Origin of the sequence: Vibrio sp. MOR3 (genome assembly GCF_001557775.1) — a bacterium.
Classification (GTDB): domain Bacteria; phylum Pseudomonadota; class Gammaproteobacteria; order Enterobacterales; family Vibrionaceae; genus Vibrio; species Vibrio jasicida.
The window spans coordinates 35065-54026 of record NZ_LNRD01000010.1; the positions used below are offsets into that span (position 1 = coordinate 35065).

The following is an 18962-nucleotide window of genomic DNA, read 5'->3' on the forward strand; positions in this document are numbered from 1 at the left end:
CATGGACGGGGCTTTTTTTGTAACCGCGGCAAAAATCATTAACAGTTCAACTAAGGTAATAGACGACGTATGTTCTCTAAGTGCGTCAGTATTTCTTGCTTGTCATAAAGCGTGTCCGCCTTTGCTGATGTGCTTTGTCGTTCAACCAAGCTGATTGGCAATACTTCTGACACAACGCCTTGCCCTTTTTCCATCTGACTCAGTACTAACTTGACCGCCCTACGTCCAAGTTCATTGAAATCTTGCTTAATCGTTGTCAGAGGGGGTGAGAAAAACTGGCTGTCTTGAATGCCATCGAACCCAACCACAGAGACGGTTTTAGGTACATTAATACCCGCCTCCGAAAGCGCGCATAACACGCCAAGCGCCATCTGATCATTCGCCACCAATACAGCATCAAAAGGCACACCTTTTAACACGGCGTCTTTAATAGCGTTGTAGCCACTGGCTGCTTGCCAATCTCCCTCATAGTATGCCGCTTGCACCAATTCATGTTGCTGAATCTGTGATTGCCATTCTTGGTAACGAATCTGAGAAGCCGTAGATGCCTTGGGGCCAGAAATACACACGAAGGATTCGCGCTTATGTTCGATCAAGTGAGAGATCGCTAAATTTGCCCCAGCTTTATGGTCACAACTGAGAGAATTGACGGGCGTCCCCTCGGGTACATCAATAAAAACCAGCGTGAGCTGACTGAACTGCTCCACAAGGTTTTCTGCCATCTCTCTGGTTACTGGGGCGTTGATGATAATGGCATCAACTTGCTGGGCAATGAGCTCTCGGATTGCACTACGGAATTCCTCAATGGAGTTGTCACCTAACACTGCCAGCGCCGTCGCGTAATCCATCTCATGCGCTTGATTGCGAACGCCATTAGCAATAAGAGCAACACCGTGCAGTGAGATATCCAAAGAGACAATACCGATGATCCGCGACTTCGCTCGGCTCAACATTTGTGCCCCTTTGTTCGGCACATAGCCAAGCTTTTTGATTGCGTCGTTGACTCGCTTTCGTGTTTCTTCTGCGACGTTATCCGCGCCGTTGGTTACGCGCGACACGGTTTGCGTCGATACTCCAGCTAACCGTGCAACATCTTTAAACGTAACTGCCACTGCGTTCTCCTATTCTGATTTACTGTTCACTCTACCAAATTCATTCGAATGTTCTCGTGAACAATGTCGTAAAAAACATGAAAAAATGTTCCCGAAAACAGCAGATCTAGCACACAAAACCACGTTCTAAAACCTGTTCAAAGTCACATTTAGACGGCTATTCAATCGAAATAAAACCAAACAAGCGCATGATTATTTGCAGATTAAATGTTTGCGAAAACAGAGAAACAACATGCAAAAAATTGTTCACTTAAAATCCAAGAATCACAGCATGATCATTAAAGTGGATCGTGTTCCTGAAATCCTTCATTGGGGCGCAAAAATCGCGCAAATCGATCCCGATTTAATGCTCTCAACCGAGCGTCCTATCTCTCAGGCTCGTCTTGATGTCGACGTACCCTTATCACTTTGCCCTGAGTTGGGTAGCGGTCACTTTAATGCGCCTGGGATTGAAGGGCATCGCAATGGCGAAGACTGGGCTCCCGTGTTCACAACCACATCCATTGAGCACGATGACAACAGCGCGACATTTACTCTGCAAGATGACATTGCTGGTCTTGAATTATTGATTGAGCTACAACTGGACTTTAACAGTGATGTGGTACAGAAACGCATCACCGTGAAAAACACGACTGCCGGTGAGTATTGCTTGGGTAAGCTCTCCTCTACCCTGCCACTTCCTAACCATGCAAACGAGCTGATGACGTTCCACGGGCGTTGGTGTCATGAGTTTCAAACTCAGCGTTTGAGCTTTGAGCATGGTGGCTTTATGCAAGAAAACCGTCGCGGTCGCACCTCTCACGAAAACTTCCCAGGTTTGTTCGCGGGCACTAATGGCTTTAGTGAGCAATTGGGGCAAGTTTGGGGCTTCCATCTTGGTTGGAGTGGTAACCACCAACTTCGTGCCGATGTTCGCAGTGACGGTCGTCGCTTTGTTCAAGCTGGTGAACTGCTACTGTCTGGTGAAAAGCGTCTACAAAGCGGTGAAACCTACCAATCACCATGGCTTTACGCGACATACAGTAACTCGGGTTTGAATGGAATATCAGAGCGATTCCACGAATTTGTTCGTGCCAATATTATTCAATTTCCAAACAACAAACCTCGCCCTGTTCACTTAAACACATGGGAAGGCATCTACTTCGAGCACAAACCTGAATACATCATGCAGATGGCAACCGAAGCTGCTGAGATGGGTGTCGAGCGCTTCATCATTGACGATGGTTGGTTCATTGGTCGTGATGGCGAACGCGCTGCGCTCGGTGACTGGTACTTGGATGAAACGAAGTACCCGAATGGTCTTGAGCCTGTCATCGAGCACGTAAACAGCAAAGGCATGGAGTTTGGTCTTTGGGTAGAGCCAGAGATGGTCAGCCAAGACTCAAACCTATATCGCCAACATCCAAATTGGGTATTGAGTCTGCAAGGCTACCACCAGCCTTCAGGTCGCTGGCAATACGTGTTGGATTTGCAAAATCAAGATTGCTTCAGCTACCTGTTTGAGCGTTTGAATGGCTTGCTGACTCGCTACAACATTGGTTACCTCAAGTGGGACATGAACCGTGAATTGGTTCAACCAGGGCATCAAGGTAAACCTGCTGTGCATGGTCAAACGAAAGCGCTTTACCGCTTGCTAGACGAGCTTCAAGCAGCACACCCTGCGGTTGAAATTGAGTCTTGTTCATCGGGTGGTGGTCGTATTGATTTTGAAATCCTTAAACGCACTCACCGTTTCTGGGCTTCTGATTGTAACGATGCGCTGGAACGTCAAGCGATTCAACGTGGTATGAGCTACTTCTTCCCACCTGAAGTCATGGGCGCTCACATTGGTCCTGCAGAGTGTCACTCAACCAATCGTCGCCATGCGATCAACATGCGTGGCGTGACGGCGTTAAGTGGTCACATGGGTGTGGAGCTCGATCCAGTAAAAGAAAGCGCGGAAGAAAAACAAGCGTTTGCTCATTACATTCAACTGCACAAACAGTATCGCGATTTGCTTCATTCGGGACGTACTTTCCGCATCGACCCTGCCGATCAAAACCAGAACATCTATGGCGTTGAGAACGGGCAAGAAATGCTGATTACGGTGTGTCAGTTGGCCATGCCAAATCATGCGCTGCCATCTCCACTTCGCGTTAGCTGTGCGGATAAAAACGCCCGTTACGAAGTCAAGATTGTTGAAATGCCAAAAACCAGCTTCCAGTTGATGAAGCAACGTCCGCAATGGCTAGACAAAACCCTGACGCTAAGTGGCGATAACTTAAAAGAAATTGGGGTAACGCTTCCGATTCTCGATCCAGAATCGGCGCTCATTGTTCATCTTAAGAAAATGTAAACCTCTATCTGTGCCCTCTAGCGACCGGGTTTCAACTTCGCGTTGTTCCTGATAAAACACTCCTATACGCGCTAGAGGGACACCCTACAACTAACAAGCAAAACTTAATTGCTTAACTTGTTAAGGAAACAAAATGTCTATTACAGTATTACTTTCGTTCTTGCTGTTTACAGGCTTTGTTGTGGTGTTCACTTACAGCAAAGTTAAAAACGATAAAAACACCTCTCAAGACGGCTTCTTCCTTGGTGGACGAAGCTTAACAGGCGGTCTGATTGCCAGCTCCTTGATTCTAACCAACCTGAGTGCCACCAGTTTTGTTGGTATGAGTGCGCAATCTTACACCCACAACATGAGTGTGATGGGCTGGGAAGTGGCATCTGGCGTTACACTGGTTATCATTGCGCTGTTGCTTGTTCCTCGCTACCTCAAGCAAGGTATCACCACCATTCCAGACTTCTTAGAAAGCCGTTACGACATGTCGGTGAAGAAGTTCGTTACCCTGTTGTTCTTGTGCCAATACGTCATCAACATTCTACCTACCACTCTTTACGCTGGCGCAGTGGTACTGGGCGAAATCTTTGATGTGCAAGGTTTACTGGGCATTTCAGAGTTCAGCTCTATCGCCCTGATTTCTGCCACTATTGGTTTGCTGGGTTTCTTTTACGCGATTTACGGCGGTCTAAAAGCCGTGGTAATTGCAGACACGATCAACGGCGTAGGCTTGATCACCGGCGGTTTGATGATCCCTGTATTTGGTCTGATGGCATTAGGCGGCGGTAACTTTATGGAAGGTTTAGACGTATTGCTGACAGCCGCACCGGAAAAGCTGCAATCCGTAGGTAAAGAGACCGATCCACTGCCGTTCTCTACTCTGTTCACAGGTCTATTGCTGGTGAACTTGTACTACTGGGGTACTGACCAATCTATTATCCAACGTGCACTTGGCGCGAAAAACCTCAAAGAAGGTCAGAAAGGCGTGATTCTGGCGGGTGCGATTAAAGTTATCTCTCCACTTTTCCTAATCATTCCGGGCATCATTGCGTTCCATATGTTTGGCGCAGATGCGGGCAACCCAGATACGATGTACACACGCTTGGTGAACGAAGTATTGCCTAAGCCGCTTGTTGGTTTCTTCGTTGCGGTCATGTTCGGCGCTATCCTAAGTACCTTTAACGGCGTATTGAACAGCTCAACCACCTTGTTTGCTTTGAACGTTTACAAACCACTATTTGGCAAAGACAAATCGGATGAAGAGTTGGTCGGTAAAGGTCGTATCTTCGGCGTTATCATTGCGATCATTTCGGTCTGTATTGCCCCTTTCATCATGTACGCACCGGAAGGCTTGTTCCAATACCTACAAATGGTTGCGGGCTTCTTTAGTGTGCCTATCTTCACTATCGTGTTTGTGGGCTACATTTCAAAACGTGTTCCTGCTATTGCTGCTAAAGTTGCTTTAGTCGTGTTTGTTAGCTCCTACGCTGCGATGCAATTGGTCTTTGGTACACCAATTCACTTCCTACACCAATTAGCAATTCTATTCGTCGTGTGTACTGCTCTGATGTTTGCGATTGGTCACTTCATGCCGCGTGATACAGACTACGTAATGCCAGTGAATGAGAATATCGATGTGACGCCATGGTCATTCCGATTTGAAGCATCAGCGGTCATCATCTACATGGTATTGGGTGCTTACGTGATGTTTTCAGACTTCGGTTTTGTCTCAAGCGATCCGACTATCATGCAAGTGTACGGCTTCTGTGGTCTGGTCTTGATGTTCGGTGTGGTTTCTAACTACTTCATCAAACGTAGAAAGCACAAAGAAGTGTCAAAGCTCAATGACATGTACATGCCTTAAGTCGACTTAGATTGCGCACATAAAAATCGGAGCACTGGCTCCGATTTTTGTTTTCTACCGAAACTTCGTCATCAACAAAGAGCTTTTGAGGAAAGAAGTGTCTCCTAAAGGCACTTTTAACCTTTCGGATTTTTCGAGGTAAACGCAACACAGGAAGAACAAATACATAGAGAAAGATAATTAGAACACAACCTTAAATAAATTATGCAAATACATCATCAGACCTTATAAAACCTAGAAATCTCGATATTCATGCAATCATCTATTCGCCGCTCTGTTCACATTAATGAGTGTCCCTGTGAGGCAAGTCGAAGTGCGGTTTTACTTTCAAGTTAAAGATGCACCCTATTTCCCTTTCCCTGTCCTTATAGCGCTTAATGAAATCTATCGCTAGAATCGCAGGTCTTTGATTTTACAAGTGACAGATCAATCAACAGCATCAATAACATAACCAAGTTCCTCTCTAGAAGCGCAACCAAGAGCGAAGACAATGATGTTGAGGATGATCTTAGAAAGGTTAATCATGGCGAATACTAACTACAACGCACTGCTAACATTGCAACTTTATTTAGCCGCTGCATTCTTTTTTGGCACCTATGGCGGACGCGTCTGCCCCATGCTCAGTACGCTCAGCGTTTACGAAGTCATTTTGCACTGCGCCGTGGTGTTTACCTTCATCTATTTAGTGCGTCACTTTATTCTCGCAACACACCCGTTAATTGCACAAAACCGCCAAGCGAAGTTGGATACGATTTTATTTACTGCGGTTAGCATCCCTTTCGCGGCTTATTACAACCTCCAGTATGACTTTACTTTCGATAGCAATGTAAAGGTCCTATTTGGCATGGGATTGTTTGGCTTCCTGACAGGCTCTATCCTTCAACTGCAAAGCAAATTGGCTCAATTTAATGACTTGCGCCAGCAAAACCAATTCGATTTTGTCCTCTCAGGGCAACGCCAGTCTATGGTCAAACAGATGATCGGGATGATGATTGCGTTACTGATCACTCTCACCGCAATCTTAACCATGGTTGCAGTAAAAGACATTTATTGGTTAGAGCAAAACCCAGAACAAATCAGCAATGGTTTAGGCAAGATCAGTTTTATCAAGGAACTGGTGTATATCGCGTTGGTTGTAGGGGGATACGTTATTGCCATCATGGTGTTATGGACTCGCTTGATGCAGAAGATTTTGTTTAGCCAAGAACAAGCATTATTGGAAGTCACTCAAGGTAAGGTGGCTCAACGCCTACCGGTCTTCCAACATGATGAACTAGGCTCAATGGCCTGCCTCACCAACCAAATGCTAGACAGCTTGCAAGTTTCGCAAGACGAGGTGAAAACGACGCGTGATGTTGCCATTGTCAGCCTGTCCGCCTTGGCAGAGTCTCGCGATAACGAAACTGGTGCTCATATCATGCGAACGCAGGAATACGTCAAAGTGCTGGCAGAGCACTTAAGTCAGTTTGAACAACATCGCATGTTACTGACTCACAATTACATTGAACTGTTGTATAAATCGGCCCCGCTTCACGATGTGGGTAAAGTCGGCGTGCCTGATAGTGTGTTACTCAAACCGGGTAAATTGACCGACGAAGAATTTGAGATCATGAAGGGTCATGCTGAAATTGGTGCTGAAGCGTTGTCAATCGCAGAAAAACAGCTAGGAAGTAGCTCATTTTTGCGAGTTGCGAAAGAGATCGCGCTGACACACCATGAAAAGTGGGATGGAAGTGGTTATCCAAATCAACTCTCGGGTGAAAGCATTCCCCTCTCTGGCCGATTGATGGCACTCGCAGATGTTTATGATGCACTTATTTCAAAGCGTGTATACAAGCCAGCGTTCAGTCATGACAAGGCAAAATCAATCATTCTTGAAGGAAATGGCAAACATTTTGACCCGCAAGTTGTCGACGCTTTCCTTGCTGTAGAAGCACAGTTTCAGCATATCGCACATCAATATCAAGATGCTCAAGATCTCGCCGCTTAGCGAATTATCCCCCTCTTAACTCCACAGTTAAGAGGGGTTTTCATAGCAAAATCTTTGCTTATGTTAGAATTCTGTTTCAAATCAAAACTTTTTTAAGTTTTCTTTTCACTAACTGTTGTAACGAATATTGCTGAAAGGTATAAATGTCAGCAGACCCCTTCGATTAACATGGATGAAGATTATGTTTGAAAAAGTAGTTGCCGCTCCGGCCGACCCTATTCTTGGACTTACTGAAGAGTTTAAAAAAGATACTCGCGCTGAAAAAATCAACCTAGGCGTTGGTATTTACAAGAACGAGCAAGGTGAAACCCCTGTTCTTGCTACCGTAAAGAAAGCCGAAGCAGCACTGATTGAAACTGAAAAAACCAAATCTTACCTAACAATCGAAGGTACAGCAGAATATGGTCTGGCAGTACAAAAACTGCTATTTGGTGCAGACGCAGAAATCGTTGCGAGCAAGCGAGCTAAAACAGCTCAAGCACCTGGTGGTACGGGCGCTCTGCGCGTTGCCGGCGAGTTTATTAAACGTCAGCTTGGCGAAGTGAAGATCTGGATCAGCAACCCAACTTGGGCAAACCACAACGGCGTGTTCACAGCTGCTGGTATCGAAACGGCACAATACAGCTACTACAACGCAGAAACGAAAGACAAAGACTCTGATGCGATGCTGACAGATCTTCAAGCTGCATCGGAAGGCGATGTTGTGCTTCTGCATGGCTGCTGCCACAACCCTACTGGTATCGATCCAACGGCTGAAGAGTGGGAAGCTCTGGCGAAGCTAGTGGCAGACAAGAAACTACTGCCTCTATTTGACTTTGCATACCAAGGTTTTGCGAAAGGTGTCGAAGAAGATGCCGAAGGTCTTCGTATTTTCGCGAAGTACAACAAAGAAATCCTAGTGGCGAGCTCTTTTTCTAAGAACTTCGGCCTATACAACGAGCGTGTAGGTGCGTTCACTCTAGTTGCTGAATCAGAAGAAGTAGCAACAACCGCATTCTCGCAAGTGAAAGCGATCATCCGTTCTATCTACTCTAACCCACCAGCGCACGGCAGTGCTGTCGTTACGCATATCCTTGGCGATGCAGAATTACGCGCAGAGTGGGAAGCTGAAGTAGCAGAAATGCGTGACCGTATCCAAGAGATGCGTGAGCTATTCGTTGCAACTCTGAAAGCTGAAGGTGTAGACGCGGACTTCAGCTTCATCGAGCGCCAAAACGGTATGTTCTCCTTCTCTGGTCTATCTAAAGAACAGGTGAACCGCCTGAAGGAAGAGTTTGCAATCTACATTGTTGGCTCTGGTCGTATCAGCGTAGCAGGCATGACGAAGTCAAACATGGGTCCTCTATGTAAAGGCATTGCGGCAGTTCTATAACTCCGCTTTAGCTAATAGAAAGCACAATCAGAAAAGGTCAGCACATGCTGACCTTTTTGTTTTTGTGTGTTTCATTTCAAACAGCACCGTCACAAGCCGATGATGTAATTCAACCATTGCTCTAATAAACGAACTTAAAGCTGATGCCCACTTCGTTAATATGATCAGAGCTCTGATTTTGATAATCCGTATCTCGGAACTGATAGTACAAACCTGTACCAATCACATCATGCCACTGATAATTGAAAGCAATCTTGTAGTTGTTCTCATCAACGATATCACTTCGATTTAAATGCACTTCAGCCGTACCCATTAATTTTTCACTGAACAGGTAGTTAGCACCGATCGTCACGCCTTGAATAAACTCGCTTTCTGATGAAATCGTATTGTCACTCTTATCATCGGTTGCCTTAGCTTTTATGGCACCGAGCCCATAAACGCCATACACATCCAGTTTTTCGTTAATACCATAACGGTATCCACCACCAAACATTAAACGGTCAATGCGCAAAGTGAAGTCGTCTGGGTGGAAAAACTGTGCGGAGTAATCCACATTAAACAACCAGTTATCGGTCAGCAGATAGTTACCACCCAATCCTACGGTGGTGGCATTCGAGTTATCTAACCATTCTTCGTTGGTCGTACCCGCGCCGAGGTCGAGGTTAATGTGTTCATACCCAAATTTTGCGGCTTGTTCTGCCTCTGAGGCAACGCTCATTATAGGTAATGCTACAAGAGGTGCAGCTAATAACAATCTTACCATTTTACTTCCTTCCATGAGTGTCATCCAAAAGTACTTATGCTCTCTACAGTTTATTGATTTAATTCGGCATCTTGATGACAGCGTAGCCGAATTGATGGCGATTTGCCGTGCGACTTGTCTGAATCTTATCATTGCGCACGAAAAACAGTGATCCGATAAGATTCTGTTTTAAAACTAAGTTAAGATTACTCTATCACTTGCAAATCAAAAGGCACCTTAATGGAAGCAGAACTTCTCGAGATATATAACTTTCTCGCCAAGTATCCCCCATTCAACGAGCTTCCGGAAGAAACGCTCATCAAAGTGACAGAGAACATCGAGATCTCTTACTACCGTCTGGACACCCCTATCATCCATTTAGGAGACCAAATTGACGACCTATATATGGTAAGAAGTGGCGTAGTTGAAGTCTATCGACGCAAAGGTGAGCTCTACAACCGCCTCGATGAAGGTGATCTTTTCGGTCAAATGGGCCTTCTTACTAACAACAAAGTTCGCTTTCCAGTAAAGGCAATCGAAGACTCCCTGCTCTACTGCATTCCGCAAGACATTTTCCAAGAGCTTTACGATAACTTTGACTCGTTTGCCGACTTTGTCGAAGTTGAAAACAGTGCAAGACTACGCCAAGCCGTGTCTGAAAATAATGACGCGAATGATCTGACGACATCGAAAGTAAAAACACTGCTGACGCGCGATGCGCCGACCATTGAGCGAGGCCAAACCATTCAAGAAGCCGCACAGCTTATGGCGCAAGACAATGTCTCTTCGTTGTTGATTGTCGACCCTGAATTTGTTCTTGATGAAGATGACCCGCAATCGCCTGTCGTTGGTATTATTACTGACCGCGATTTGTGTACCCGTGTTTTGGCCGAAGGTTTGTCGCCTCAAGATGACGTTTCAACGGTGATGACAACAGAAGTTATTTCCCTCGATCACAACGCCTATGTGTATGAAGCCATGCTAACCATGCTGCGCTATAACGTGCATCATTTACCTGTCGTGAAAGACCAGATGCCAATTGGCATTATTGAAGCCACCGATATCGTTCGTTACGAATCTCAAAACTCTCTGTTGTTGGTGAGCAGTATTTTCCAGCAACAAACCATCGAAGATTTAGCGATCGTTGCCGACGAAGTGAAAAGCAGCTTTGTACGTTTAGTAAATGAAGACGCAAACTCTCACATGGTTGGCAGTGCGATGTCAGTGATCGGGCGCAGCTTCAAACAGCGCTTGCTTGAGATGGCAGAAGAAGAATTAGGCCCACCACCCATTCCCTATTGCTTCCTAGCACTGGGCTCAATGGGTCGAGATGAGCAATTGTTGGTCACAGACCAAGACAATGCCATCATCCTTGATGATACATACAAAGAAGACAAGCACGGCAAGTATTTTGAAGCGCTGGCGCAATATGTCAGTGACGGTTTGAACGTATGTGGTTACAAGTATTGTACCGGCGACATTATGGCAACCAACCCTGAATGGCGTATGACTCGCTCACAATGGGAAGAGTGCTTTGCAGACTGGATTGATGACCCTAACCCGAAAGCGCTACTGAATGCGTCTATTTTCTTTGACTTAGATGGCGTTTATGGCCGCTTAAAATGGGCAGAACAACTGACCAGCTTTATCGTTCGTCGCGCGCGTAAGAATAACCGCTTCCTCGCTTGCTTGGCTCGCAACGCCTTAAATCGAACGCCTCCACTTGGATTCTTCAAAGACTTCGTGATGGAAAAAGATGGTCAACACAAAAACTCGATCAACTTAAAACGTCGTGGTACTGCACCATTGGTAGATTTGATTCGTGTTCACTCTTTGGCGGTAGGTTCTCGAGCTCAAAACTCTTTTGAGCGTTTGGATGACATCATTGACGCGGGCATCTTACCAAAAGGACGTGCGCAGGACTTGAAGGACGCAATGGAGTTCATCTCTATGGTTCGCATCCGTCACCAAGCCATCGATGTTGAACTCGGTATTGAGCCGGATAACAACATCGAACCAGAGAACTTATCGGATTTTGAGCGACGTAATCTTAAGGATGCTTTCCAAATCTTGAGTAATGGTCAGAACTTCCTCAAGTTCCGTTATCAGGCCAGCAGTAAGTTTAAGTGAGACACGGAATGATAAAGAAGCTGTTTCAAAAACCTTTTGTCCAATGGCTAACCAAGTTTCAAAGCAAATTAGAAAACGCGAAGGATGAACGTCTGGTCGCTTTCTACAGCACCGCACTGCCTGCGCCAGAAACACCATTATCGGAGGTAGAGTTTGTCGCCTTGGACTTTGAGACTACTGGGTTGAATCCGCAAAAGAACGGAATTATCACCATTGGTTTGGTGCCGTTTAATCTTAATCGTATTTTCCTTCGCCAAGCAAAGCACTGGAAAGTAAGACCGCAAGAAAAGCTCGATGAAGAATCAGTCATCATTCACGGCATTACACACAGTGAGCTGATAGACGCACCCGACTTAGGAGAGATCCTCGGACCATTATTGGAAAGCTTAGCGGGCAAAATTGTTGTCGTTCACTATCGTCGTATTGAGCGCGAATTCCTCGACCAAGCGCTGCGAGCGCGCATTAAGGAAGGCATCGAGTTCCCTGTATTGGATACGCTGCAAATTGAAGAGGACATTCAACAGCGCCTCTCTGGCGGCCTTTGGAACAAGTTAAAAGGGAATAAGCCGAAGTCATTGCGCTTAGCTCAATCTCGTCGCCGTTATGGTCTGCCGGATTATACACCTCATCATGCGTTAACGGATGCAATCGCCACAGCAGAACTACTTCAAGCCCAAATTGCCCATCACTACAGCGAAGAGCAACCTATCAGTAGTCTTTGGCTGTAGGTCATAGCGAATCGAGAATACTTTCCGCTGATAAACAAAAAAGGAGCCAATCGGCTCCTTTTTAATGCTCAAATCACTTACAGTTTAAAGCGATTGATCTCTTGTTCTAGCTCATGAGAAAGTTCAGATAGGTGCGCAGCTTGCTCTGCGGCCTGATGCGCTTCAACTGACAACTCGTTGGAGACATCGCGGATGCCTTCTGTGTTGCGCGTAATTTCTGTTGTTACGGACGCTTGCTCTTCAGCAGCAGACGCAATTTGTGTTGCCATGTCGCTAATGCGCTCTACTGCAGTGTGAATTTGAGTGAGGCTCACCGCTGCTGAGTTCGCATCATCCACGCTGGTGTCAGCAAGACGACGGCTGTCATCCATAATACCTACAGCTTTTGCTGTCGTACCTTGCAACATCTCAATCGTTTCTTGAATCTCTTGAGTAGACGCATGAGTACGTTGACTCAGAACACGAACCTCATCAGCAACCACCGCAAAACCACGACCTTGCTCACCCGCGCGCGCCGCTTCAATCGCAGCGTTCAACGCAAGTAAGTTGGTTTGCTCTGCAATACCTTGGATCGTGGAAAGAATCGTATTGATTGCATTACCGTGTGCTTCCAGCTCTTGAATCACGTTCGTCGCCACTTGGACTTCTTGTGCAAGGTTCTGGATAGAGCCTTGAGTTTGAGTCACTTGACCTGAGCCATGAACACATGCTTGCACCGCTTCTTCCGAGCTTGATGCAGTATTGTCAGCATTGCCTGCAATCTCTTGTGTCGCCGCAGCCATTTCATTTACCGCAGTCGCAACCATGTTGATTTCGTCTTGCTGGTAAGAAATACGTTGGCTACGCTCCTCAGCCTGCTGAGCGGTCGTACGAGCTTGCTCTGACAACGATGCAGAAACGTGACTAAGCTTGGTTACCATCGTATGCATGTTGCCTACAAAGCGGTTAAAGTTTTCGGCAAGTTTACCAACTTCATCATCGCTACGTGGTTCAAGACGTTGTGTTAAGTCACCTTCACCAGAAGCAATCTCTTCAAGCGCCTGCGATACACGACCAAGATCGCGGAACAAGAAGCCAACTAACCAAGACACCGCTGCAATCACTACGATGGTGATGAGAACAGCTGTAATCAGCATTTCGCGTAGTAATTGTGCATGGCTCGCCTCTTCAGTTGCACGATCCATTTCAATCGCGAACATCCAGTTTGTACCTGGCACTTTGCTGAAGTAGTAAAGCTTCTCTTGACCTTTGATCGTTGTTGTCTCAATCGAACCTGTATTGGCTGCACGCTCAATCGAATCTTTTGAAAATTGGTTAGAAAGATCCGTAATTGGCTTAAGTGTCAAGCTCTTGTTCAGGTGCGCAAGGAAAGTACCGTCGTTCATGTCGATCAACATGGCATGCGCATTTTCACCCGCGTCCAAGCTAATCACGTCATTGATCAACTGATCAATCAGAACGTCAGCACCCACTACACCAATGAATTTGCCGTTCTTCATTACCGGTTCGGCAATGGTCACCAGTAGCGCGTTAGTGATCGCATCTTGATACGCTTCAGTGATGATCTGCTTACCCGCTGATTTCGCTTCAGTGTACCAAGGGCGAGTACGAGGATCGTAATCGGCACGGTTGCGTTCTGGATGAGAACGGTACATACCACCTTCCGGAGTACCTAGGAAGATATCGTCAAAGCCCCCCGCTTTGCGTGCTTGTTGTAGGAAAGGCACAACGTCTTGCTCAGTTGAGTAATCGTTGAAAGCCGTCGCAATGTCTTTGCGAATCGCAACCCAGTCAGAAATACCTTCTGATGCTGCGTTACTTAGGCTTTGTGCTCGTGAATAGACACCTGAACGCGTCTGATCAAACAATTGACCAGCCGACAACCAAGTTAATGCTGTTGCCATCACTACAACAGCAGAGAGGCTTGCGCCAATTAGCTTTTGTTTTAATGATAATTTCATAATTATTATAAGAAGTTGGGAGAACAGTTAAGGAGGCTGAATCTTACACACTTCTGACAAAGTAATCACGAAGATTGTTCACAAATTTAATACGATAACCTGTTGTAAAATAAAGAATTTGATTCGCCATTTTTTTGGCAAGCGTCAGAAAAATCGCACAAAAAAAGCCAGCATTACGCTGGCTTTTTAACTCATTAATATCTAAGAGATATTTATAAATCTTATCAATTATTGTCGTTCTGTTCTCATGCCCATCAATAAACTGACACACATGGCAAGCAATACGAATGTGAATGGAAGCGCAGTTGAGATAGCACCAGCTTGCAGTGCTTGAACCGCTTCTGAACCACCGATCCACAGTAGTGCAACCGCAATTGCACCTTCCATAAATGCCCAGAATACACGTTGTAGAACTGGCGCATCCACTTTACCACCAGCGGTAATGCTGTCGATAACCAAAGAACCAGAGTCTGAAGAGGTAATAAAGAATACCAATACCAGAACAACCGCAATGATAGATAGGATGTTACCAAATGGCAGAACATCAAACATTTGGAACATCGCTAATGAAACGTCAGTTAGACCGTTTGCACCTAGCTCACCCACATTGTTGATCACTTGGTCGATAGCCAGACCACCGAATACTGACATCCAAATCAACGTCACAGCTGTAGGGACAATCAGTACCGCCGTGATGAACTCACGAACTGTACGGCCGCGAGAAACTCGCGCGATGAACATACCAACAAATGGTGACCATGAAATCCACCAAGCCCAGTAGAATACCGTCCAGCCTTGGAACCATGCTTCATCAGTACGACCAAACGGATTACTCAGCGGAATTAGGTTCTCTACATACGACATAAATGTCGTCGGAATAGAACCAAGGCTCACAGCCCAACCAATTAAACCAACAAGGATAAGAAGTAAAAAGGCAATAACCATGTTGATGTTACTAATGACTTTCACACCACCGTCAATACCGCGAATAACGGATACAACAGCGAGTAAAGTCACAACAGTAATGACAACAATCTGCAAGCCAAGCCCAGGCTCAACACCGAACACGTGGTGAATACCACTTGCTGCTTGTTGTGCACCTAAACCCAAAGACGTCGCAAGACCAAATAGAGTTGCTAGTACCGCTAGGATATCAACAATATGGCCAGCCCAACCCCAAGCGCGATCACCCAATAACGGGTAGAAGATCGAACGCATTGATAGCGGCAAACCTTTGTTATAGGTAAAGAAGGCGAGTGAAAGCGCAACCACACCGTAAATTGCCCAAGGGTGTAGACCCCAGTGGAACATGGTCGCACCTAGTGCTAACTTAGCCGCCTCTGGTGTATTCGCTTCAACACCCAACGGTGTCTCATACCAACCGGTGAAGTAAGCCACTGGCTCAGCAACACTCCAGAACATCAAGCCGATACCCATACCTGCAGCGAACAGCATAGAAAGCCATGATATGAAAGAGTAATCGGCAACGGCATCTTTACCACCAAGGCGAATCTTACCCATTGGTGAAACAATCAATACCAAACAGAAGATAACGAAGATGTTACCGGAAAGGATGAACAGCCAGTCAAATGAGCTGATGATTTTCAGCTTAATGCCATCTAACGCTGTTTTTGCGGTATGTGCATCAAGAACTAATGCAGCAATAAGAAATAGTGCAATGAAACCCGCACTGATACCAAAAACAGGATTATGTACGTCAAAACCCCATTTTTGCACGTTGTCTTGACCAACCGTATAGTCGGTACTGTCGATACTGTACTTATCTATACCTTTTGTCATTGTTCCTCTCTTTTGCATTCTAGTTTTTCGACGCAGCGCCAAAAAACCTTTCGAACACGATACATTTTATTTTCCATGAAAGTGGAAGATCCTACCATTTGAGGCGTTTTTGTCTATCTTTTGCTGATAAAAAATCCAATAACTTACTTTTCAATCAGAAAAATCCACCAAAAAAAGCGAAAACAACCACAGCAATAATTAGACCACAAACATTTCTTACTATAATAATTCTAGGTCATCCTTTTTTACCCGCAAAAAACCATAAATTTAATAAGGAGAGCCAAGGCAAATAATTGAAAAATGGTGTCGCGATCCCTGACTAACCCCTTTTATTAGCAACGCTTTTGAGTTAGTGTCGCGTCGTTACATGATCCCTTAATGACTGGATTACTAAATTGGAAAAGTACGAAGAAGTCTTGGTCTCGATTCGTCAGATCATCCGCGCCATTGATTTACATTCTAAAAAGTTGAGCAAAGAGTCTGGTTTGACGGCTCCACAGCTGATTCTTATGCGTGCCATTAGTGAATTAGACAATGTCACGATTAAGCAACTGTCTAGCCACACCAATATGAGTCAGGCAACCGCTACCACTATTTTAGACCGTTTAGAGCGTAATCAGCTTGTTGAACGCCGCCGTAGTGTGGAAGACAAGCGTAAAGTGCATGCAGTGCTAACAGAAAAAGGACAAGAAGCGTTAAAACAAGCGCCAACGCCACTTCAAGAGCACTTCATCAGCCGCTTCCAAAAACTGGAAGAATGGGAGCAAAGCTTGCTGCTTTCGTCTGTTCAGCGCATTTCTACCATGATGAATGCGGAAGATATCGATGTTGCACCAATGCTAGAGATCGGTAGCATCACCAAACCTGAATAACATGCTTTGTTAGCGCTCATTCGTCCAGTGATGAGCGCTTTCTCCTACCCAGAAATCACTCTGTCAAACCAGTCTCAAACGCGTATTTGGCCAATTCCGCTGTCGAGTGCAGATCCAACTTGTGCTTAATGTTGTGGCGGTGCGTTTCTACCGTTCGATAGCTAATATCTAAAAGCGTAGCAATTTTTTTGCTGCTATTGCCCTGAGCCACCAGTTTCAATACCGCTTCTTCACGGCGACTGAGTGGGTTCGGCTTTTGTGCCGCAGGTACAACATCTTGTGTAAATAATGTTTGAGTAACCGATTCACAAAAATATGTTGAACCTTGGTTGACGGTTTTTATCGCTTGCACCATTTTTTCTGCCGAGATTTCTTTAAGCATGTAGCCGACCGCACCCGCTTGCATCACCTTCATGATGTATTCACGATTGTCATGCATGGTAAGCATTAAGATTTTACTCTCGGGTCGTTCCTCCTTAATCACCCCCGTGGCTTCGATACCGTTCATGATCGGCATACTGATGTCCATCAAGATGACATCAGGGTTAAGTAACTTAGCGACTTCGATGGCTTCCAGCCCGTTACTCGCAGTACCGATAACATTGATGTCAGACTCAAGCTCCAAGCGTGCCATAAAACCATCAAGCACGACTTGGTGGTCATCCACAATCACCACACTAATCGGTTTATCCATAAACTAATCCATCCAAATCTAACAAAACGGTAATCTCTGTCCCTAACCTTGGTTCACTCATCAGTTCAAACTCACCACCAATGAATTCGACCCGCTCGCGCATGTTACGCAATCCTATACCTTGCCGATGAACCGATTGGTTAACTAAGAACCCCGTACCATCATCACGTATCAGTAATTGCAGCATATTGCCCATTTTTTGCAAAATTACCGTGACCTTTTTTGCCTTCGCGTGTTTCTCAATATTGTTCAACGACTCTTGAGCAACGCGATACAACGTTGTCGCTACTTCGGATTTTAACTTCACATGGTTGGTATCAAAATGGCAGTCGATATCAATACCGGAATGCGAATGAAAATCTTGCAATAAGGTTGATAGCGCCGCCTCAAGACCAATGTCATCCAACGCACTTGGTCTCAACTGATGGGAAATGTGGCGAACTTCATTGATTGCCGTAATCAACGAACGCTGAGATTTATCGAGGTGTGATTTGAGTTTTTCATCATCGATCCGATGCCCCATTAGATCTAAATGGCATTTACTCGAAACCAATAACTGATTAATGCCATCATGCAACTCTCTAGCTAAATGCTTCTTCTCGTCCTCTTGGAACATCACCGTCTTGTGAGCGAGCTCTTTTAGATGTTTATCGGCTAACCTGTGCTCATGTAGGTTGATTGCAAGAGTTAGAACAATGATGACCGCGACTGTCACCACCAAAATGACAACCACGGTGAAAAACGTTGTCTCGATATTTTGATTTACAGCAGCGCGCATATTAGCCACTTCGCGACTGACATCTTCTATATACAAACCTGTGCCAATCATCCACTCCCACTTATCCAGCCAAGCGGCATAACTCAACTTAGGCACGACTTCCCCCGTGGAAGGCTTCTGCCAAAGGTATTGATGAAAGCCGCCTCCAAGCTGAGCCTGATAGAGCAACGCTTCGATTAGGTGGTCGCCGTTTTCATCTTGAATATGCAGTAAGTTCTGCCCAACCAAATCGGGCAAAATAGGATGAACTAAATTGGTTCCGTGTTTATCGTAGGCAAAGAAGTAGCCATCGGAACCGTAACGAAGTCGATTGAGGATCGCTTTCACTCGTGCTTTAGCAGCATGCTCTTCTATGGTGGGATCATTGTAGATGTGCGAAATCGCGTCGAAAGCCAAATCAACGGTGTCTTTCAACGCGACTTCTTTAGATTGAATCAAGCTTTGATGAAAGATTTCCACCTCTCGTTGACCTAGCGTCTTCGCTTGATAAATGGAAATCCAACTGATGCTTGCGGACACCAACAACACGGGGATCAACGCCAGCAAGATAAGTTTGGCTTTAAGAGGCATCCCTTTCCTCCAATGAAACGCTG

The 18962-nt window shown here is 45.5% G+C and carries 13 protein-coding genes; 7 read left to right on the forward strand and 6 right to left on the reverse strand.

Annotated features, from left to right (window positions below):
- Positions 1-50: 50 nt before the first annotated feature.
- Complete coding sequence (locus tag ATB76_RS18080) at positions 51-1112, reverse strand: LacI family DNA-binding transcriptional regulator (protein WP_061035855.1); 1062 nt, start codon at positions 1110-1112, stop codon at positions 51-53.
- A gap of 232 nt (positions 1113-1344) precedes the next feature.
- Here ATB76_RS18080 and ATB76_RS18085 point away from each other — a divergent pair, with 232 nt between their 5' ends.
- The 4 genes from ATB76_RS18085 to ATB76_RS18100 all read left to right on the forward strand — a co-directional run bounded on the left by ATB76_RS18085 (position 1345) and on the right by ATB76_RS18100 (position 8664).
- Positions 1345-3447, forward strand: a complete 2103-nt coding sequence (locus ATB76_RS18085; protein ID WP_061035856.1) for an alpha-galactosidase — start codon at positions 1345-1347, stop codon at positions 3445-3447.
- A 133-nt stretch (positions 3448-3580) separates the two neighbouring features.
- Entirely contained in the window at positions 3581-5302 is a 1722-nt protein-coding gene (locus tag ATB76_RS18090) for a solute:sodium symporter family transporter (RefSeq protein WP_005438848.1), read from the forward strand.
- A 523-nt stretch (positions 5303-5825) separates the two neighbouring features.
- On the forward strand, positions 5826-7292 hold the full coding sequence (locus ATB76_RS18095; RefSeq protein ID WP_061035857.1) for an HD domain-containing phosphohydrolase: 1467 nt from the start codon (positions 5826-5828) through the stop codon (positions 7290-7292).
- Between the two features lie 181 nt (positions 7293-7473).
- On the forward strand, positions 7474-8664 hold the full coding sequence (locus tag ATB76_RS18100) for an amino acid aminotransferase (protein WP_061035858.1): 1191 nt from the start codon (positions 7474-7476) through the stop codon (positions 8662-8664).
- Positions 8665-8785: 121 nt separating this feature from the next.
- Here ATB76_RS18100 and ATB76_RS18105 read toward each other — a convergent pair whose 3' ends face one another.
- Entirely contained in the window at positions 8786-9427 is a 642-nt protein-coding gene (locus ATB76_RS18105) for an outer membrane beta-barrel protein (RefSeq protein WP_038871763.1), read from the reverse strand.
- A gap of 219 nt (positions 9428-9646) precedes the next feature.
- Between ATB76_RS18105 and ATB76_RS18110 the strand changes: the two genes are divergently transcribed.
- Together ATB76_RS18110 and ATB76_RS18115 are read left to right on the forward strand one after the other, a co-directional pair.
- Positions 9647-11536 carry a DUF294 nucleotidyltransferase-like domain-containing protein gene (locus tag ATB76_RS18110; RefSeq protein WP_061035859.1) on the forward strand — a complete coding sequence of 630 codons (1890 nt, stop codon included), beginning with the start codon at positions 9647-9649 and terminating at the stop codon, positions 11534-11536.
- Positions 11537-11544: 8 nt separating this feature from the next.
- Positions 11545-12264, forward strand: coding sequence for a 3'-5' exonuclease (locus ATB76_RS18115; RefSeq protein WP_081094936.1), 720 nt, complete (start codon positions 11545-11547; stop codon positions 12262-12264).
- A gap of 77 nt (positions 12265-12341) precedes the next feature.
- Here the strand turns inward: ATB76_RS18115 and ATB76_RS18120 are convergent, their stop codons facing one another.
- Positions 12342-14225 (reverse strand): methyl-accepting chemotaxis protein, encoded by a 1884-nt coding sequence (locus tag ATB76_RS18120; RefSeq protein WP_061035860.1) that lies wholly within the window; start codon positions 14223-14225, stop codon positions 12342-12344.
- A 228-nt stretch (positions 14226-14453) separates the two neighbouring features.
- Entirely contained in the window at positions 14454-16025 is a 1572-nt protein-coding gene (locus tag ATB76_RS18125; RefSeq protein WP_038871767.1) for a BCCT family transporter, read from the reverse strand.
- Between the two features lie 395 nt (positions 16026-16420).
- Here ATB76_RS18125 and cosR point away from each other — a divergent pair, with 395 nt between their 5' ends.
- On the forward strand, positions 16421-16897 hold the full coding sequence (gene cosR / locus ATB76_RS18130; protein ID WP_038871769.1) for a MarR family transcriptional regulator CosR: 477 nt from the start codon (positions 16421-16423) through the stop codon (positions 16895-16897).
- A gap of 55 nt (positions 16898-16952) precedes the next feature.
- On the opposite strand, the gene ATB76_RS18135 is transcribed toward cosR, so the two are convergent.
- Positions 16953-17591: a response regulator transcription factor gene (locus ATB76_RS18135; protein WP_038871772.1), complete on the reverse strand. Its 639-nt coding sequence runs from the start codon at positions 17589-17591 to the stop codon at positions 16953-16955.
- Positions 17584-18939: a cache domain-containing protein gene (locus ATB76_RS18140; protein ID WP_042602708.1), complete on the reverse strand. Its 1356-nt coding sequence runs from the start codon at positions 18937-18939 to the stop codon at positions 17584-17586. The genes ATB76_RS18135 and ATB76_RS18140 overlap by 8 nt, the downstream gene beginning before the upstream one ends.
- Positions 18940-18962 lie beyond the last annotated feature (23 nt).